We start from the raw sequence: 17,882 nt of genomic DNA, 5'->3' as shown, positions 1-17,882 counted from the left end.
CTTCGTCGCCGAAACCGCGACAGGCGTGCACCCGTCGACCGCTACCGCACTACTCACCTGGATTGGCCCGAGAGCACCCCGCAGGCGACGGACCAGCATTTCGCGCCTGGCGCGACGTGCCCCTCGGCGCGCAGGTTGATTGACCGTGACGACGCACCGTCGCCGAAATTCTGAAAGGTTCATGAACGCCGCAGACGAAAAGCCAGCCGGGAAGTTAGCCTGGTGGGATCGTCGTGCACGTGGTTGTACATTTCCCGGTTCATCAAATTGTCGTCCAGGTATGAGCAGTAGCGAGGCGGGTAATGCCGAGGACGAACGCGGTCTTGGTCCGGCGGCGTTCGGTGGATGTCACTGGTAATGGTGCGGCCGCTGAGCCTGAAACCGCGAGCCGCACTCATCCACACTTGGGTCCTGGTTAGCGCAAGCAGCGCATTCATCGCAGAACGCCATCCTCGGCGTGTGCGAGTCCCTGCCGCACAAGTTGGGAGGGTTCGTGGGATGGCCTCATGAACCGACATGCCAGCCGTGCATTGGTGGCCTTTTGGACCACGGGTTGTTCGAGCCGTTGCCTGATCACGAATCCCCCTACTACGCACAAACCCCTACGAATAACTGTACTATTGGTAGCGCTATGCTACCAACAGTAGCGTTAGTTGGGTAGTGGCTGGATCAATCGCCAATGCAGATGCGATTCGGTGCGGGCCAGGTATGCGTAGGGTTTACGGTGACCATATGGAGCGCGACGGTTTTGACATGCCGGTCGACGACGATGTCGATCCGCGCCTGGTGCGCTCCCGGACCCGGCTATTAGATGCAGCCACCAAACTCCTCAGCGCCGGCGGGATTGAAGCCGTCACCATAGACGCGGTCACCAAGGCCTCTAAAGTTGCGCGCACGACCCTCTATCGCCACTTCAGCAGCTCCACTCAACTACTGGCCGCCACATTTGAACGGCTGCTGCCGCAGGTTCACCTTCCGCCGGCGACGGGATCGTTGCGCGACCAACTCATCGAACTGTTGAGCCGACAGGCCACGCTGTTCCAGGAGGCGCCGCTGCACGTCACCACACTGGCTTGGGTCGCGCTTGGCCCAACATCAAACAGCACTCAGGAGACCTACGATCGGCACGCGCTGCGGACCCGGATCATCGAGCAGTATCGCCAGCCGTTCGATCTACTTTTGCAAAGCCCCGAAGCCTGCGCCGACCTCGATGAATTCGACCCCGAGCTGATCCTGTGCCAACTCGTGGGGCCGGTCGCCTTCGCGCGCCTCACCGGGCTGCGTGCCATCGATCGTCAAGACTGTGAGCGCATCGTCGATGACTTCCTCGCCGCGCACCGCCGCAAGGTCGACGAGCCCGCATCGTAGTGATCCCGCTCCGCGGGAATGGCGCCGCCCCAGCCGCTCTGCCTGACGCGCAGTTCGGCTAATTTGCCGACCACGAGATAGGCAAAGACATATAGCCCCGGATGAGGCCCGACCGCAGGCGCTGCGCGTTCTCTAGGTCGACTTCCCAGTTGGGCACTCGGGCCAGCAGGGCGCGCAACGCTATCCGGGCCTCCATCCGCGCTAATGACGCACCGAGACAGAAGTGGATACCTCGGCCGAACGCCACTTGATGTTCGGGTTTGCGCCCGATATCGAACACGTCGGGATCAGCAAACACTCGTTCGTCACGGTTAGCCGAGCCGAACAACAGCAGCACTGAATCACCGACGGACATCGTGACGCCATGCAGCGTGACGTCGCGGGTCAGAGTTCGTGAAAGTCCTTGCACCGGTGAGTCATACCGGAGGAGCTCCTCAACTGCGGGACCAAGCAAGTTGTCATCGGCGACTAGTCGTCGGCGAATGTCGGGATCGCTCGCAAGCACTACTGCGGCGTTGCTGAGCAGGTTCGAGGTGGTCTCATGGCCTGCGATGAGCAGCAACAGGCAAAAGCCAAGGAGGTCCTCGTCAGTAAGACGCTTTCCGTCGATCTCGGCGGACACCAAGGCCGACATCAAGTCGCCGCGCGGTTCGCGTCGACGCTCGGCGAGGAAGTCGGTGAAGTAGGCATAGACGGCCGCAGCCGCGGCCAGCCCCTCGCCCATCTCACCGCGCGCCGGATTGGACTGGACCATCGTGGTTGACCACTGCCGAAACTGTGCGCGGTCCTCGCGAGGAATGCCGAGCAAATCAGCGATCACCATGGCCGGCAGGACGGCGGCAAAGTCGGCGGCAAAGTCAACCGACCCTGCGCCCCGGTCAAGGCAATCTGATAAATCCTCCGCCAGGTCCTCAATCCCACTACTTAACGCCGCGATGCGCCGCGGGGTGAACGCCTTGCTTACCAACGCGCGCAGCTGATCGTGTCGCGGGGGATCCATCAAAATCATCATGGGCAAGAACGATGCGTGGAAATCTGAGCCCGGTGGAGTTGGAAATATGCCGTCCACGGATGAGTAGGTGTGATGGTCAAGCAGCGCGCTGACGACATCTTCGTGGCGACTGAAAACCCACGTGTTGGAATCGGCTGCGCGATACAGCGGGGCTTTGTCGCGCAGCTGCCGGTAGATGGGGTAGAGATCGTCCTGAATCGTCGCATCGAACGGGTCGTAGCGAAGTTGCACCGTCGTCATCTGAGCTCCTACCGCTGTGAATCTAATTATACGGCTGTCTAATCCAGTAGTTTAGACTGTAAGTCCAACCGAGAGGAGCGTCAATGCGCGAGGTTCCGCGAAAAATTGCCGACCGCCTGCCGCCGGCGGCGGCACTTTTCGCAGACCGCGGGCTCAACGACACCAAGATCGAAGACGTCGCCGCCACCACCGGCATCGCCAAGGCCACCCTTTACTACTACTTCGCCGGCAAAGAGGAAATACTCGCCTTCCTCCTCGAAGACGTCCTACAGCAAGTCGCGCACGAGGTCGCCGCAGTCGTGGAGGCAGAAGGCTCCGCCGCTCAGCGCCTGCACGCAGTCATCAGTGCCCAGCTGCGCGTGATGGCACAGAGACCCGCCGTCTGCCGCGCTCTCATCGGGGAACTGGGCCGCGCCGCCCGCATGCCCGTCATCGCCGACATGATCAGCGCCGCATACTTCGCACCCGTCGAGACGTTACTTCGCGCTGGCGCCGGCGACGGCTCACTCGTGACCCTCGACAACCCAGCAGTTGCCGCGATCGCGCTATTCGGTGCCGTCACGACCAGCGCACTGACCTACCTAGTGCTTGACGATGCGCTCGACGAAGATCGAATTGCCAGAACAATTCACGACCTCGTTTTTGTCGGTTTACGACCGCGCTAGCCGTCCCCCGCACCGCGTGGACGGTAGTGCGCAGCTGAGCATGGCCCGCGACTCGGACTATCCGGAGCATCCAGGCGACGCGGGGTCGTCGGAGTGAGCTACAGACAGCGCGTGACGCAGCGGATGAAGTACGGCTGGCCCACCCGTATGCACCGCCAGCCGCAGCTGCTCAATGACTGTGTGCACCTGACGTCGCTCTTCAGTGTCGGAAAGTCCGAATTCATAAAGCTCCCAACGATATTTATGATCCTCCAGCCGCAGGAGTAGCTCGTTGATCACGTTGTCCAGGTCCATCTGCTCAGCGGCCAATTCCTGATGATTCCTCGGCCGCTCACCATCCGGCAGGCGCGGCGACAGTTCGATGGTCACGTGCTAAGCGTATGTAGCCGGTTGCTGCAATGCGACGGTCAGAGGTGAATTGCGTTAGATCACTTACGGCCCGCGAGTTGTTCGTCGCGCACCGCCTTCGCCCGATCCGCCGATAACGCTGCCGCGAGCTGGGATGCGAACGCTGGTCCGTCGTTCACAAGGGCGTAGCCACCCGCGAAGCCGCCTTGGCGGCAGAGAAGTCGCCTCCGACAGACGTTGCGGTGGCGTACTTTGCCAGTCTTGGAGTTTGTTCGTTGAACTGCGACGCGGGTCATTCGCGGAACGAGTGCGGTGGGGAAGCAGTGGGTGCAATCGCTATGAATGGCCTGTGAGCGAGACCACCGACGGATGATCCTTCGGGCCGTCAGGTATGCGTCCTGGGCGATCTCAACGACTGCGGTTGCTCGTTCCAACCCGTGGACCCCCCAAAAGCGACCCGGTCCGCGGCCCGGCCGCCGCCAGGCCTCCGGAACGATGTGCTGGTATTCCTTGTCGCCCAATCTATTCGGTGATGAGTGCTTCGTGAAGTAGATCGCCAAGCGTTTGGGGTCGCAAGCACGCAATCCGTTGAGGCTGTCGATAGCCGTACCGGCGCGCAAGTGGCGTGTGCGTTGTTCAGGGTCGGGATGGGCGACGACTTCCGCCCATTCCTGCGACAACCATTCGCTGAACCTACGGCCTGATCGACCGACGGTATACGGGGGAGCCATCCATAGGTGAATGTGTGGTGCGCCGCGGCGTTGAAATTCCATCTTCCAGATGTAGCGCGCTGGTTCACCCCATTCGCGCTGAAATCGTTTGCGCCACAGCATCATATGTCGCTTTACGCTGGCTCCATCGGGTGCGACCGATTCCCAGTCGCCGGGGTAGGTCAGCGTGACCATCGCGGGTACCCGTCCGCTTTCCACCATCGGCGTGTAGTCCAGCTCGGCGAAGGTGCGGCACATCGCCGCACGCGACTTGCGGGACCATTCGGTGATCGCACGGCCCGACGGGTCAGGCACATCACGACCGGCCTTTATGCGGTCTACCTCGCCCGCTACGTCCTGCATGTGCTGGCCCACGGTCCGCTCAGATGCCTTCTCCGCGCGAACGGGATTGGTCCAGCCGAGACGGACGACGCCCGGGCCGATCGTGATCCGGAATCGCCCGCACTCAGGTTCGACATCCAGCCGGTCCCGTCCATGCGCCCATGGTTCGGCCGGTTCGAACAGCGCCGCTGCCGAGGCCACCATGTTGGGCCTCGGGAACCGCAGCCCCAAGGCATCCGAGGCCGACAGTTCCGCATCAACAATGCCGTCGACGGTGTCGCGGACACTTTTGGCGCATATAACAAGCCCGTTGGTCCCAGCCGGAACACGGTCTACGCCGCTCCCGCCGTCCGACCGACCGCTACCGCTCTCGCGCCCTGCGGCCTTGCCGGCCTCGGGCACTCGCGGTCTACCGGCGTCCGCCGCTCCGTCCGTGTTCCGGCTGGCCGTTCGGGTTGTGTCCGGCCGAAGGGTGAGTCGCTCCGCAATCGAGCTCGTTGAATGCGCGCTCGACCTCGTGATGCCGGGCATCGGGTACCTGCTCCCCGGGAGCCCCCAGCGCGCATCACTGAGTGACGGGCGATGAAGGGTCCCTTGTCGGGAGTGCTGTCACCGTGTCCGGTCTGTGTCCGATCGCCGGACGAGCAGCCTGCGTCAGACGCGCTCAGCGCGGCGTATTTGACGTATGGGAGTCATTAAACCGCAGGCCAGCGGCCGTTCCATCCACCTGAAAAGCGGAAGGTCGGCGGTTCGATCCCGCCCCTGGCCACCAACGTCAGAAGGTGCCGGACGGCGCCCCGGTGACGATCGAATAGGCGGCCTCCCCTAGGACCGCCAGCTCCAAACCGCCTGCGAGCGGGAGCAATCCGACGTCGGCGGCGATCGGATAGCCGATCGCGTTGACCAGACCGGCCAGGGGCTGACCGTTGACCATCTGGCTCACCCCGTCGAGGAACAGGTTCAGGTCGTAGGACGGCAACGAGACCAGGACCGCGGTGGTGATGTCCGCCGTCGGAAGCAGCGTCGAGTAGGCCGTCGACAACGCGGTCGTCGCCGTGCCGACGATTTGGGTGTTCGCCGACTCCAGGCTCGAGATCAGGTCGGTTGGCGTGGGCGGCCCGGTGGGCAGGGCCAGGGTGCCGGGCGATGACGAGAACGATGTCAGCGCCTGCGAGATGTCCTGCAGCGACGGGAGCCGCGGGGGTCCCTCGGCGTAGAGGTCGCCGATCGCGGCGCCGATTCCCTGGTGGATCCCACTGACCAGCGCGGGCCCCAGGGCGGCGGTGTCGCTGAGCGGCGGCAAGAATCCGAACGGCGTCGTCACGTTGGCCGGCCCGGTGGACCAGCCATAATTCGGATCGCCGTAGCCCCAGTTGACCAGGGGTCTCAGGACCGGCTGCACCAGATCGGCGATCGGGTTGCCGACATAGGCGATGTGCCGCACCGGATCCAGCAGCGGCAGGTTCTGGGTCGGAATCATGTAGAAGGTGGTCGTCGTCGGTCCCTGCGTCGGCTGGACGACCGCCGAATTGATCTGCGTCGGCGTGAGATTTTCGTAGCCCCCGTGCACGGTCACCATCCCGACAACGGCGTTCAAGTCGGCGAAGATGTCGATCGGGTATTGCGGAAAATCGGCCCAGCCGTCGTATTCGAGGGTGTAGACCTTGGTCACGAAGTCATTGGTCGGCATCGGCCCGAGTGTCGAAAAACCCAACGTCGGCAAACTCAAACCCGGGAAGCGCGCGTCCCAGCCCCCGTTGGGATTCATCGAATTACCAAGCAGCACAAAGTTTATCGGTAAATTGCTCGGCGTGCCGGCCGGGTCCAGCAGCTGCATTTCCAGCGCGGCGATGTTGGCGCCCTGCGAATAACCGAGAACGTTGACGGTGTTTCCGGCGGCGAGCTGTTGTTGGATCGCATTGTTCAGGGCCGTGACGCCCCGTGCGATCGATATGTTTTGCATCAAGTCCTTGATGCCACTATCCGGATATTCGCCCGCGGGCATGAACAGGGCTTGGACGAGGCCGACGGGGAAATTGGGGGCCACGTACTTGCTGACGACGTTATTCACGAAGGTTGCGGGAGGGAAGGGCATTCCGCTGCCGCCCAGGACGAAAGTGACGGGCGGGTCGGCCAGCGGCGCCGCGCTGACGGCCTCGGCGTTGGCGTAGGCGTTGCCGGCCGCGGTCAGCGTCCCGGCGAACGCACCGTGGAACACCGCCGCCCGGCCGAGCAGCGCCTGCCACTCCTGGCCGTACGCGTTGAACAGGCCCGCAACCGCCTCGGACACCTCGTCGGCGCCGGCCGCCGCCACTCCGGTCGTCCTGCCCGCGACGGCCGCCGCGGCGCCGTCAAGCGTTGTCCGGATCGCCGCAACGTCGGCGGCCGCTGTCGCCAAGACCTGCCGCTGCGCCAGCACGTACGCCATCGGTCCCTCCCTCGCAGGCCAGCATAGGGCGGTCCGGCGGGCTGGGCGGGCGTTCAGGCCAGGCGATCGTCGGGCAAGTCCTCGGCCACAAGGCCTTTCACCTGCTGGTAGTAGATGACCTTGCCGCCGCCGGCCCAATTGCCCTCGGGGATCTCGTGAATCAGCGTCCAAACGTGAAACGCCCGCGATCCCTGCGGCTCGATTCCCGCCGCGGCGCACACCGCGCCGTGCACGTCGGCGGCGAGCTGTTCCTTGCGTTGCCGATCCAGCGCCCCTTCGAACACGGTGAGGTCGACCCGGAATCGGGGCGCTCCCGGGCCGCGGCCGCCGACCGAGAGCTGGTCGGCCTCCATCGCGTGTAGGTACACCAACGTGTTGTCCCGCAGAAACGGTGTGTCCGGGGCGCGTTCGGCGCGCAGCAGTGCGGTCACCAGCGCGTCGGCCAGCCGCCCCAACGCGTCGTCGTCCACCGACCCGCGCACGAAAGTCAGATCGATCATCGGCATCGGTAAACCGCCTCACAGCTTTCGCAGGCCGCGCACGACCTTGACGTAGGGCGCGGTCGCGGATGCGCTCTTGCGCAGACTCGGTTGGATGGCACCGGCGTTGCCGACGACGAGGTATCGCAATCCGTTGTCGCGGAAGTCCGCGATCTGCTCGATGACCTCGTCGGGGGTGCCCACCGCGAACAACTCCCGCACCAGCGATCGCGGCGCCTTGGCCGCGTAGGCAAGTGCGGTTTGCTCGTCGATGGTTTGCGGGATGAGGTCCTGCACTCCGGTGAAGTCGGTCCCCATCGGATGTTCCGCGCCGTGGCGGGCCCAGTCTTTGGCCGGACAGTTCAGCGTGAACACCCGCGCGATGTCGCTGTCCACGACCTCGTCGACCTCGTCGCGGGACCGGCCGGTGACGATGAACCGGATCAGTGCGGGGGTGATGGCCATCGGGTCGCGGCCGGCATCCGAGGCCGCCGTGCGCACGATGTCGAGCTGCTCGCCGTATTCGCTCGCGCGGGTCGTTCCGGGGAACCACCCGTCGGCGTATCGCCCGGTGGCCCGCATCATGCGCGGCCCGTGCGCCGCGATCCAGATCTGCGGCCATTTGCCCTTGTACGGGGGCAGCGCGAAAGTGGCCTTGTGCAAAGGGAAGAACGGCGAGTCGCGGGTGACCAACTCGCCGTTGGAGTTCCACAGCGCGCGGATGGTGGCCACCGCCTCCTCGAAGCGCGCCACCGGCTTGGACCAGTCGACGCCGTAGGGCGCGTTGCTTTCCCGCTCGCCGGTACCGATGCCGAGCACCGACCGGCCGCGGGTGAGCAGGTGTAGCGACGCGGCGGCTTGCGCGGTGACGGCCGGGTTGCGCCTGCCGGTGTCGGTCACGGCCACTCCCAGGCGCATCCGGCCGAGCCGATTGCGGCCGGCCAGGTAGCCGAGCATCGTCCATGGCTCGAGGTGGGCGTCCATCTTGGGAATGATCTTTGCCGCGCCAACGTGCTTGGGGGTCCACATCGACGGCGGCAGCACCGAATTGAGATGGTCGGCCACCCAGAAGGAGTCGGCGCCGCAGGCGAGTCCGGTCAGGTAGTCGGCGTGGATCAATGGCTTCGGCCCGAAGCGCGAATTGATCGTGTTGTGCATGACGCCCACGCCGAGACCGGCCATCGTGTTCTCTCCTTCGGGCCGCCAGCCACAGACTAGCCGATCGGCTACCCGGCACGATAGATCACGGATCGCCGTTCATCAATGGTCAGTCGACCACGGGGATCAGCAGGCGCGACGACGAGCGAACCGTGTTCACGCTGCTGGTCCCGACGCCGGCGTGGCGAAAGTTCATGATCACGGGCGCCGACGGGTCCTGGTCATCGCTGGTGAGAATCAGGCGGATGCGGTGGCCGGCCTTGAACCGTCGGGCGTTGGGGACCAACGGGATTCGATACTCGACGTCCTCGCCCAGCGGTACGCCCCGCGCGGTGCGGCAGGGCAACGCGGGCGCGCCGGGGCGGCTGGCCGCCTCGTCGACCTCGCGCATGCTGGCGCGTAGCCAGCCGGCCGTCACGTCGGTGGCCTCGCCGTCGGGCGCGACGTCCTGCAGCGTCGCCATCCACGCGGTATCGATCGCGGTCGCCGAGGCGACCAGCCGCAACTCGATGTCGCCGACCACGTCTAGGTCCTCGGCGAGCGGTCCGCTCGTCCAGTTCAGCGCCGACGGCGGATCGATTTCGCTGGGCTTGACGCGGCCCAGGCCGGGGCCCAAGACCATGAATTCGCGACCGCCCGGCTCGCCCTCGTCCTCGTCCAAGCCGCCGTCGGCACGCAGGGCGAGTTCGCGATGCGGTGCCTGCGACGGCGGCCACGAGTCCGCGGTGCGCCACTCGTCGGCGCCGGGCAAAAAGTACCGGATCGGTGGCCCGTCGGTGATCCCGGTGTCGAGCCCCTTCAGCCAATGGTCGTACCAGGCCAGCGCCTCAATGTGCATGCTCTCCCACGGCCAGGTCAGCCCGAACTTGCCCAGCATGCCCATCCGCACACATGCGTTGTCCGACAACCCTTTCCACGTGGTGAAGGTTGAGGGAAGGTGCAGCGGCACGTTCTCCCAGTCGCACCCGAGATACACCGGGATATCGATTTCCTTCAACAGCGGCAACAGGTTTCGCTCTTCCCACCACTCGTCGCGGGTCGGGTGCTTGAGGACGGCCTCTTGCCACAGCTCGTCCCACGGGTGCGGGTTGTGCGGCAGGCGGAGAACCCGGCGCAGCATGGTCACCGCCGCCTCGCCGTTGGCGGTCTCGAATTTCTTGTGCACGCGTGGGCTTTTCAGCACGCGCCGGGCCAGGCCGACCGGCTTGCTGCGCCAGAACTCGTCGCTGCGTTCGGCGGTCAGGCCCGTCATGGCGAGGAACGGTGTGACAAACGACGAACTGAGCAGGCCGTGGTGGTTCGCGCCGTCGTACAGGTCCGCCGTCACGGCCAGCGGGAAGATCGCCTTGAGGTGCGGCGGCCGCTCGACGGCCGCCTCGAGCTGGGTCATCGCGAAGTAGCTGATGCCGATCATGCCGACGTTCCCGTCGCACCATGGTTGGGCTGCGACCCACTCGACGAGATCGTGCACGTCCCGGCGCTCCTGAGCGTCGAACAAGCCGAAGGTGCCCTCCGAACCGCAGGTGCCGCGCAAGTTGGCGATGACGTGCGCGTAGCCGCGTGGCACCCAGAAGTCCGTCACGCCGGCCTCGATGAAACCGGCCGGGGCGCCGAGGTCCTGCAGCTGCCGCGGATAGGGCGAGGCCGCGAGCAGCGCCGGGAACCGGCCGTCGGACGCGGGCCGATGAACATCGGCCAACAGCCTGGTGCCGTCGCGCATGGCGATGGCGGTGTTGATGTCGCTGCGCTTCGCGTGCCGCGGCTCGCTGAGGTTGCGGTATTGCCGGCCGGTGGTCTGGGGGCCGTTCAGCGTGGTGATCATAGTTTCACGATACGTTGAAACTAGTCTCAACGCAAGATGAAATTTCACGGTATGGTGAGACCGTGGCAAAACGGTCGATCACCCCGGGCCCGCGCGACGAGCGTGGCGTGCTGGCCGCGCGCATCGTCGGCGCGGCCCGCGACGAATTCGCCGAACACGGCTGGGCCGGCACGGCGATTCGGGCCGTCGCCCGCGCGGCGGACGTCGATCCCGCGCTGATCTACCACTACTTCGGTTCCAAGGAGGGGCTGCTCGACGCCGCCACCACGCCGCCGCAGAAGTGGCTCGATTCGGTCACCGCGACGTGGGCCACGCCCAAGTCCGAGCTGGGCGAGCGACTGATCCGCAACGTGCTCGACATCTGGGCCGACGAGGACGTCGGCGCCGCTCTGCGCGCGGTGGTGCTGACCGCCGCCCATGAGGCCAAGACCCGCGAAAAGCTGCGGCTGATCGTGGAGGGCGGCCTGATCGGCGGATCCACCCTCGGGGACGACGAGGACGAGCGGCTGCGCCGCAGCGGACTGATCGCCAGCCAGCTGATCGGGTTCGCGTTGTTGCGCTACGTCTGGAAAATCGAGCCGATCGCCTCGATGCCCGAGGACGAGGTGGTGGCCGCGATAGCGCCCAACCTGCAGCGCTACGTCGACGGCGACATCGCCGCGAATTGAGCGTGATGCGAGCGGGTGAACCGCGAGAATGAGCAAATGCGTCTGACGGTTGTGCTCGGGGTAGTCCTTGCTTTGGTCGCCGGTGCCGCGCCCGCGCAGGCCAATCCCGATGTGCCCCCGGTCAGCGACGCTGCGCGCGCGGCCGGGTTCGTCGACGTCCGCAGCGTGGTCCCCGACGCCATCATCGACCTGCGCTACGCGACCACGAACAATTTCACCCACACGCAGTTGTATCCGTCCGACGCCCGGTGCCTGGTGCACCAGTCCATGGCCCCGGGGCTGGCGACGGCCGCGACGGCGCTGCGCCCGCAAGGCCATGTGTTGGTGTTCTGGGACTGCTACCGGCCGCACGACGTTCAGGTCAAGCTGTTCAACGCCGTGCCCAACCCGGCGTGGGTGGCTCGCCCGGGGGCGTATGCGCACAGCCACGAGTCCGGGCTTTCGGTTGACGTGACGTTCACCAGCGTGCAGCAGCAGTGCCCGGCCGAGCGGCAGGTCGACGGTTTGTGTCTGGCCGACATGGGCACCGATTTCGACGACTTCTCCTCGCGCGCAACGGCTTACGCGACCCAGGGCGTCACCGCCGACGAGCAGGCGAACCGGGCGCGGTTGCGGGACGCCATGCAGTACGGCGGGCTGGCCCCTTACTCGGGGGAGTGGTGGCACTTCGACGGTCCGGGCGCAGCGGTCGACCGACCGATCCTCAACGTCCCCGTCGACTAGCTGTCTCGCATACTGAGACAGGAAAATCATATTGTGAGTCACGCCGCTAGGCTCGGACCATGGACGACGACCACCGGACCCGCTACACACACGGACATCACGAGTCGGTGCTACGCAGCCATCGGCGACGCACCGCGGAAGACTCCGCCGCCTACCTCCTGCCCCACCTGAGGCCGGGGTTGACCGTGCTGGACATCGGATGCGGCCCCGGGACCATCACCGCCGACCTCGCCGAACGGGTCGCCCCCGCGGCGGTGACGGCCGTCGATCAGGTCGCCGACGTCCTGGAGGTGGCCCGCGCCGAAATCGAAGGACGCGGCCTGTCGAACGTCACGTTCGCGACCGCCGACGTGCACTGCCTCGACTTTCCCGACGACGCGTTCGACGTCGTCCATGCCCATCAGGTGCTGCAGCATGTCGCCGACCCGGTGCGGGCGCTGCGGGAGATGCGGCGGGTGTGCCGGCAGGGCGGCATCGTCGCGGCGCGCGACGCCGACTACGCCGGCTTCATCTGGTTCCCGCAGCTTCCCGAGCTGGATCTGTGGCTCGATCTCTATCGCAAGGCGCACCGCGCCAACGGCAGCGAACCCGATGCCGGCCGGCGGCTGCTGTCGTGGGCGCTTCAGGCGGGCTTCGACGACGTCACCCCGACGGGCAGCGTCTGGTGCTACGCGACCCCCGACACCCGCGACTGGTGGGGCGGGATGTGGGCCGACCGAATCCTGCACTCCGACGTGGGTCGAGACCTGCTGGCGTCGGGGCTGGCCACCGCGGCCCAGCTGGAGGAGATCTCCGCGGCGTGGCGGGCCTGGGCCGCGGCCCCGGATGGCTGGCTGTCGATGCCGCACGGCGAGATTCTCTGCCGCGCATAGTCTCGCGGCACCGCCGTTTTACCTGGTCAACCCTGTGGTATTGGCATTCTCTTTTTTTGCAAGTACGTTATTCACCGATGGATAATACGGCCCACACTCCGTCTGGTATCCCGCTGCAGCCCGTCTATGGGCCGGCGGACGTAACCGCGGCGCCTTCGCAGCCGGGGGAGTTCCCCTTCACCCGCGGCAACTTCGCGTCCGGCTACCGCGGCAAGCTCTGGACCTTCCGCCAGTACTCAGGATTCGGCACCGCCGAGGAATCCAACCGCCGTTACCGCTACCTCCTCGAGCAGGGCGGGACCGGCCTGTCGGTGGCGCTGGACCTGCCCACCCAGTGTGGGTACGACTCCGACGACCCAGAGTTCGGAGAGGAGGTCGGCCGCGTCGGCGTCGCGGTCGACACGCTGGCCGACTTCGAGATCCTGTTCGACGGCATCCCACTGGACAAGCTCAGCACCAGCATGACGATCAACGGGACGGCCGCCATCCTGCTGGCGTTCTACGTCGCCGCCGCCGAGAAAAAGGGGATACCGCGGGCGAAGCTCACCGGGACCATCCAGAACGACATCCTCAAGGAGTACGCCTCGCGCGGAACCTGGATCTGGCCGCCGGAGCCGTCGCTGCGGTTGATCGCGGACACCATCGAGTTCTGCGCGGCCGAGGTTCCGAGGTTCAACGCGATCTCGGTGGCCGGCGCGCATTTCCGCGATGCCGGGGCCAACGCGGTGCAGGAGATGGCGTTCACCCTGGCCGACGGGGTGACCTACTGCGACACCGTGGTGGAGCGCGGCCGCATGACGATCGACCAGTTCGCCCCCCAGATCTCGTTCTTCTTCTACACCCACGGCGACTTCTTCGAGGAGATCGCCAAATACCGTGCGGGGCGGCGCCGTTGGGCGACCATCGTGCGGGAGCGCTACGGCGCGACGACGGACAAGGCGGCGATGTTCCGGTTCGGCTGCGTCTGCGGTGGCGCGTCGCTGTACGCTCCGCAGGCGCACAACAACATCGTCCGGGTGGCCTACGAGGCGATGGCCGCGGTGCTGGGCGGCGTGCAGTCGATGTTCACGGCGGCCTGGGACGAGCCGTTCGCCCTGCCCACCGAGGAAACCACGACACTGGCGCTGCGCACCCAGCAGATCCTCGCCCACGAAACCGGGGTGGCCAGCGTCGCCGACCCGCTGGGTGGGTCCTACTTCGTGGAGGCCCTGACCGATGCGACCGAGGCCCGCATCATCGAGATCATGTCCGACCTCGAGCGGCACGGCGGCATGGTCCAGGCGATCGAGGACGGTTACCTGCAGGGCCTGATCGCCGACGAGGCGTTCAAGATGCATCAGGAAGTCGAAGCCGGCACCCGACCGGTCGTGGGGGTGAACCGGTTCGTGACCGAAGAGCCGGAACACGACGTCGTCACCTACGAGCTCGACGCCGAAGGGCGCGATCTGCAGCTCAAACGGTTATCCAAGGTCAAGGCCGAAAGGGATTCGGCCGCAGTCGAATCCAGCCTCGCAGCGCTGTCCCGTGCCGCCGAAGGAAACGACAACCTGATGCACAAGTTGATCGACTGCGCCAACGCCTATTGCACGGTCGGGGAAATGGTCTCGGCGCTCAAAGCGGTGTGGGGCGAGTTCCAGCAGCCGGTGGTGTTCTAGGTGGCGGTACGAATTCTAGTGGCCAAACCCGGCCTGGACGGACACGACCGCGGCGCGAAGATCGTCGCGCGCACGCTGCGCGACGCGGGCTTCGAGGTCATCTACACCGGCATCCGGCAGCGCATCGAAGACATCGCGTCGATCGCCGTCCAGGAAGACGTCGCGGTCGTGGGCCTGAGCATCCTGTCGGGCGCGCATCTGGCGCTCACCGCGCGGACCGTCGAGGCGTTGCGCGCCGCCGACGCCGCGGACATCGCCGTCGTCGTCGGGGGAACCATCCCGCACGCCGACGTCCCCAAGCTGCTCTCCGCCGGCGCCGCGGCGGTATTCCCCACCGGGACACCGCTCGACGTTTTGGTGCGCGACATCCGCGCGCTGACCGGCACCCCGGACCCCGAAGCAAAGGAAACACAGTGCGCGTCGGAGTGATGATCGGCGCCGAGCGTGGCGACATGGCCCGCAAGGTGGACAAGCTCGTCTCCGATATCGAATGGGCCGAATCCGCGGGGCTGGACACCGCGTGGATGCCGCAGGTGCCCAACGACTTCGACTGCCTGACCATGGTGTCGCTGATGGCCGCGCACAGCTCGCGCATCGAGCTCGGCACCGCGGTGGTGCCGCTGCAGGCTCAGCATCCCATCGCCCTTGCCCGCCAGGCGCTCTCGACGCACGCGGTCGCCGGCGGCCGGCTGGCGTTGGGCGTCGGACCGTCGCACCACTGGATCATCCGCGACATGCTGGGCTTGCCGTACGAGAAGCCCGCCGCCTACACGCGCGACTACCTGCAGGTGCTCAACGCCGCCACCGCCGGGCCCGGACCGGTCGACGTCGAGAACGATTCGTTCACAGTGCACAACCCGCTGGCGATCGGGGCCGACACCCCGATGCCGGTGCTGGTCGCGGCGCTGGGGCCGGTGATGCTGCAGATCGCCGGCGAACTCGCCGACGGCACCGTGTTGTGGATGGCCGACGAGCGCGCGATCGGCGACCACATCGCCCCGAAGATCAGCAAGGCCGCCGCGGACGCCGGCCGGCCCGCGCCGCGGATCGTCGCGGGCATCCCGGTATGCCTTTGCGCGCCTGCACAAGTCGACGAGGCCAAGGAGCGGGCCAACCGCATCCTGGGTGAGGCCGAGGTGTCGCCGAACTACCAGCGGCTGCTCGACCGCGGCGACGCCCGCGATGTCGGTGACCTGTGCGCGGCCGGCGACGAGCATGCCATCCTGGCCCGGATGCGCCAATTCGCCGACGCCGGCGTGACCGACCTGTCGGTGCGGCTGCTGCCGATCGGCGACAACCGGGACGAGCTCGTCGCCTCCAAGCGCCGCACCCGCGACATGATCGCCTCGCTCGCAGCGGAGTTGCGTTGACGGCCGACGCGGGCCCTCTGGCGGGAATACGCATCCTCGAGGTCGGCACCATGCTGGCCGGTCCGTACGCGACCATGCTGCTGGCCGACCTCGGCGCCGAGGTCACCAAGATCGAGCCGCGCGGCGGGGAGATCTCCCGCGGGGTCGGCGCCAGCTACTTCGCCAGCCTCAACCGCAACAAGTCCAGCGTCACGCTGGATCTGAATTCCGAAGCGGGACAGCGAAAGCTGGGTGAGCTGGTCGCCGAATCGCACGCGCTGCTGGTGAACCTCAAGCCGTCGGCCATCCGGCGGCTGGGCCTCACCTACGACGAGCTACGACGGCACAACGAGCGCATCGTCTGCGTCGCGATCACCGGATTCGGCCTATACGGCGGCGACGATCCGGCTTTCGACTATGTGGTTCAGGCGGGCGTCGGCACCGCCGCCCTGACCGGCGACCCGGACGGCCCGCCGACGCTGCCCGGCTACTCGTCGGCCGACAACTCCACCGGAATGTGTGCCGCACTGGGGCTTTTGGCCAAAATCATCTCCGGAACCGGCGGCCAGGTCGACGTATCACTGCGCGACGTGATGCTCTCGCAGCTCAACTACCACGCCTCGGCCTACCTCAACAACGGCGTCGAGCCGCAGCGGCGCCCCCATGGCGCCCACTCGTACTACGTTCCGGCTCAGCTCTTTCCAACCGCGGACGGATATTTGGCGCTGTTCATCACACACGACGGCTTTTGGAAGTCGTTCGCCGCCGAGGCGGGCATCGGGGGATTCGAAACCATGGCCGAGCGCGTCGCCCGCCGCGACGAGGTGCTCGCCGTCGTCACGGCGATGCTGGCGACCGACACCGCCGCCGGGTGGGAACGGCGGTTGCGTCCCCTCGGCGTCCCGGCCGCGGCCGTCAGGACGCTGCCCGAGGCGCTCAAGGCGACGCCGGAAGTCGTTGTGACGGCGGGTGATTTCCGCCTCGTCGGCAGCCCCATCCACGTGTCGGGCTACGAGCCCGACTACCGGCCCCCGCCGGAACTAGCCGACGGCTGACGCGGGCGGCCCGGTGAGGTGGGCCTCGGCGAGTTTACGAAAGGCCGAAACGAGACGGCCGCGGTCGCCGGCGCGCGTCGCCAGAACGACGTGACAGGGCTCGACGCCCTTCAATGGGACCGTGGTGATGTCGGGCCGCAGCGCGCTGCCGCGGAAGCCGGCCGTGATGGCTACCGCCTGCCCGGAGGCGATGACTTCGAACTTGTCCTCGAGCGCGTCGATGAACGGTCCATCGGGCGCTCGGCGCCCGTCCGGGCGGGGATCGATGCGCCAGAAGGCACTCCACGCAGGGTCGGAGTCCCGGATCCGCGGCATCGGTTCGTCGGCGATGTCGTCGAGGGTCACGAAATCCCGACCGGCCAGGCGGTGGTCGACGGACACGGCCAGCATCCGGGGCTCGTCGTAGAGGATGGTGACGTGCAGGCCGTCGGTCGGAAACGGTAGCCGGGTCACCACCGCGTCCACCCGGTGTCCGAGCAGAGCGTCGAGGGCCTGGCCCCAATCCAGGTGTGACACTTGCACTTCGGCGTCCGGATGCTCACGCCGCAGCTCGCGCACCGCGGGGGTGACGATCATCCCCGTCGTGTAGCCGATCGCGATGCGGCTGGGCTGCCCGGCGGCCCGGGCCTGGGCGGCGGCCTGCGCGGCGGAACGCAGCAGCGCCCTGGCGCGGGGCAGAAACACCTCTCCGGCCTCGGTGAGGCGGGTGCCTTGCGGGGTTCGATCCAGCAGCCGAACCCCCAGCTGTTGCTCGAGTCGGCGGATCTGGCGGCTCAACGACGGCTGGGCGACGCGCAGCGCGCTCGCGGCCCGACCGAAGTGGCGGTGTTCGGCGACCGCGACGAAATACCCGACAAGTCGCAGGTCGAGGTCGATAACCGGCGATGCCGATTCGGTCATGCGTGCAGTGTATCGCGATTGGTCGGACTCGGGCCTGGCCAAAAGGGCATTCAAATGCGGCGATGCCAATTCGGTATCGCGCCATATG

17 protein-coding genes and 1 tRNA gene are annotated in these 17,882 nt (G+C 66.6%); 10 read left to right on the top strand and 8 right to left on the bottom strand.

The genetic code is table 11. The features are described from left to right. The first annotated feature begins 732 nt into the window (after positions 1 to 732). Positions 733 to 1,368 (top strand): TetR/AcrR family transcriptional regulator, encoded by a 636-nt coding sequence (locus N415_RS07825; RefSeq protein ID WP_014710941.1) that lies wholly within the window; start codon positions 733 to 735, stop codon positions 1,366 to 1,368. A gap of 58 nt (positions 1,369 to 1,426) precedes the next feature. On the opposite strand, the gene N415_RS07820 is transcribed toward N415_RS07825, so the two are convergent. Beyond that, on the bottom strand, positions 1,427 to 2,620 hold the full coding sequence (locus N415_RS07820; protein WP_014710942.1) for a cytochrome P450: 1,194 nt from the start codon (positions 2,618 to 2,620) through the stop codon (positions 1,427 to 1,429). Positions 2,621 to 2,703: 83 nt separating this feature from the next. Between N415_RS07820 and N415_RS07815 the strand changes: the two genes are divergently transcribed. Beyond that, positions 2,704 to 3,285 carry a TetR/AcrR family transcriptional regulator gene (locus N415_RS07815; protein ID WP_014710943.1) on the top strand — a complete coding sequence of 194 codons (582 nt, stop codon included), beginning with the start codon at positions 2,704 to 2,706 and terminating at the stop codon, positions 3,283 to 3,285. Positions 3,286 to 3,342: 57 nt separating this feature from the next. Here N415_RS07815 and N415_RS31345 read toward each other — a convergent pair whose 3' ends face one another. Continuing rightward, positions 3,343 to 3,654 (bottom strand): hypothetical protein, encoded by a 312-nt coding sequence (locus N415_RS31345; RefSeq protein ID WP_131806047.1) that lies wholly within the window; start codon positions 3,652 to 3,654, stop codon positions 3,343 to 3,345. Between the two features lie 59 nt (positions 3,655 to 3,713). Beyond that, positions 3,714 to 5,087, bottom strand: coding sequence for a hypothetical protein (locus tag N415_RS30500; RefSeq protein WP_224097131.1), 1,374 nt, complete (start codon positions 5,085 to 5,087; stop codon positions 3,714 to 3,716). A gap of 302 nt (positions 5,088 to 5,389) precedes the next feature. Between N415_RS30500 and N415_RS07810 the strand changes: the two genes are divergently transcribed. Beyond that, positions 5,390 to 5,457 (top strand) — tRNA-Phe (locus N415_RS07810). A gap of 3 nt (positions 5,458 to 5,460) precedes the next feature. Here the strand turns inward: N415_RS07810 and N415_RS07805 are convergent. From N415_RS07805 to N415_RS07790, 4 genes are all read right to left on the bottom strand, one after another. Beyond that, complete coding sequence (locus tag N415_RS07805) at positions 5,461 to 7,113, bottom strand: PE-PPE domain-containing protein (protein ID WP_068179191.1); 1,653 nt, start codon at positions 7,111 to 7,113, stop codon at positions 5,461 to 5,463. Between the two features lie 53 nt (positions 7,114 to 7,166). Continuing rightward, on the bottom strand, positions 7,167 to 7,619 hold the full coding sequence (locus tag N415_RS07800; RefSeq protein ID WP_068179187.1) for a tautomerase family protein: 453 nt from the start codon (positions 7,617 to 7,619) through the stop codon (positions 7,167 to 7,169). Positions 7,620 to 7,631: 12 nt separating this feature from the next. Then, complete coding sequence (locus N415_RS07795; protein ID WP_275450751.1) at positions 7,632 to 8,750, bottom strand: LLM class flavin-dependent oxidoreductase; 1,119 nt, start codon at positions 8,748 to 8,750, stop codon at positions 7,632 to 7,634. 109 nt (positions 8,751 to 8,859) lie between these two features. Continuing rightward, entirely contained in the window at positions 8,860 to 10,572 is a 1,713-nt protein-coding gene (locus N415_RS07790; RefSeq protein WP_068179180.1) for a CocE/NonD family hydrolase, read from the bottom strand. A gap of 62 nt (positions 10,573 to 10,634) precedes the next feature. Here N415_RS07790 and N415_RS07785 point away from each other — a divergent pair, with 62 nt between their 5' ends. The 7 genes from N415_RS07785 (at position 10,635) to N415_RS07755 (ending at position 16,894) form a co-directional block, all read left to right on the top strand. Then, entirely contained in the window at positions 10,635 to 11,240 is a 606-nt protein-coding gene (locus N415_RS07785) for a TetR family transcriptional regulator (protein ID WP_068179177.1), read from the top strand. A 36-nt stretch (positions 11,241 to 11,276) separates the two neighbouring features. Continuing rightward, positions 11,277 to 11,963, top strand: a complete 687-nt coding sequence (locus N415_RS07780; RefSeq protein WP_068179419.1) for a M15 family metallopeptidase — start codon at positions 11,277 to 11,279, stop codon at positions 11,961 to 11,963. A 59-nt stretch (positions 11,964 to 12,022) separates the two neighbouring features. Then, complete coding sequence (locus tag N415_RS07775; RefSeq protein WP_068179174.1) at positions 12,023 to 12,835, top strand: methyltransferase domain-containing protein; 813 nt, start codon at positions 12,023 to 12,025, stop codon at positions 12,833 to 12,835. Between the two features lie 77 nt (positions 12,836 to 12,912). Next, entirely contained in the window at positions 12,913 to 14,490 is a 1,578-nt protein-coding gene (locus tag N415_RS07770; protein ID WP_068179171.1) for a methylmalonyl-CoA mutase family protein, read from the top strand. After that, a complete protein-coding gene (locus N415_RS07765; RefSeq protein WP_068107362.1) occupies positions 14,491 to 14,919 on the top strand; it encodes a cobalamin-dependent protein in 429 nt (142 codons plus the stop codon). Next, positions 14,904 to 15,860 (top strand): LLM class F420-dependent oxidoreductase, encoded by a 957-nt coding sequence (locus N415_RS07760; protein WP_068179169.1) that lies wholly within the window; start codon positions 14,904 to 14,906, stop codon positions 15,858 to 15,860. Before N415_RS07765 ends, N415_RS07760 begins: the two co-directional genes overlap by 16 nt. Next, positions 15,857 to 16,894 carry a CoA transferase gene (locus N415_RS07755; protein ID WP_081665110.1) on the top strand — a complete coding sequence of 346 codons (1,038 nt, stop codon included), beginning with the start codon at positions 15,857 to 15,859 and terminating at the stop codon, positions 16,892 to 16,894. Before N415_RS07760 ends, N415_RS07755 begins: the two co-directional genes overlap by 4 nt. Here the strand turns inward: N415_RS07755 and N415_RS07750 are convergent. After that, the gene (locus N415_RS07750; protein ID WP_068179166.1) at positions 16,880 to 17,794 is read right to left on the bottom strand and encodes a LysR family transcriptional regulator; all 915 of its coding nucleotides are present in this window, start codon (positions 17,792 to 17,794) and stop codon (positions 16,880 to 16,882) included. The genes N415_RS07755 and N415_RS07750 overlap by 15 nt on opposite strands. Positions 17,795 to 17,882: the final 88 nt, after the last annotated feature.

The sequence above is a fragment of the Mycobacterium sp. UM_CSW genome (genome assembly GCF_000455205.1).
Taxonomy (GTDB): Bacteria; Actinomycetota; Actinomycetes; order Mycobacteriales; family Mycobacteriaceae; genus Mycobacterium.
This window is presented reverse-complemented; position numbering and strand designations above follow the sequence as displayed.

Bases quoted from the DNA above. Each gene is read 5' to 3' on its own strand.
- N415_RS07780 (WP_068179419.1), top strand. From the start codon at position 11,277: ATGCGTCTGACGGTTGTGCTCGGGGTAGTCCTTGCTTTGGTCGCCGGT.
- N415_RS07775 (WP_068179174.1), top strand. From the start codon at position 12,023: ATGGACGACGACCACCGGACCCGCTACACACACGGACATCACGAGTCG.
- N415_RS07815 (WP_014710943.1), top strand. From the start codon at position 2,704: ATGCGCGAGGTTCCGCGAAAAATTGCCGACCGCCTGCCGCCGGCGGCG.
- N415_RS07800 (WP_068179187.1), bottom strand. From the start codon at position 7,619: ATGCCGATGATCGATCTGACTTTCGTGCGCGGGTCGGTGGACGACGAC.
- N415_RS07820 (WP_014710942.1), bottom strand. From the start codon at position 2,620: ATGACGACGGTGCAACTTCGCTACGACCCGTTCGATGCGACGATTCAG.
- N415_RS07825 (WP_014710941.1), top strand. From the start codon at position 733: ATGGAGCGCGACGGTTTTGACATGCCGGTCGACGACGATGTCGATCCG.
- N415_RS07790 (WP_068179180.1), bottom strand. From the start codon at position 10,572: ATGATCACCACGCTGAACGGCCCCCAGACCACCGGCCGGCAATACCGC.
- N415_RS07795 (WP_275450751.1), bottom strand. From the start codon at position 8,750: ATGCACAACACGATCAATTCGCGCTTCGGGCCGAAGCCATTGATCCAC.
- N415_RS07805 (WP_068179191.1), bottom strand. From the start codon at position 7,113: ATGGCGTACGTGCTGGCGCAGCGGCAGGTCTTGGCGACAGCGGCCGCC.
- N415_RS07750 (WP_068179166.1), bottom strand. From the start codon at position 17,794: ATGACCGAATCGGCATCGCCGGTTATCGACCTCGACCTGCGACTTGTC.
- N415_RS07770 (WP_068179171.1), top strand. From the start codon at position 12,913: ATGGATAATACGGCCCACACTCCGTCTGGTATCCCGCTGCAGCCCGTC.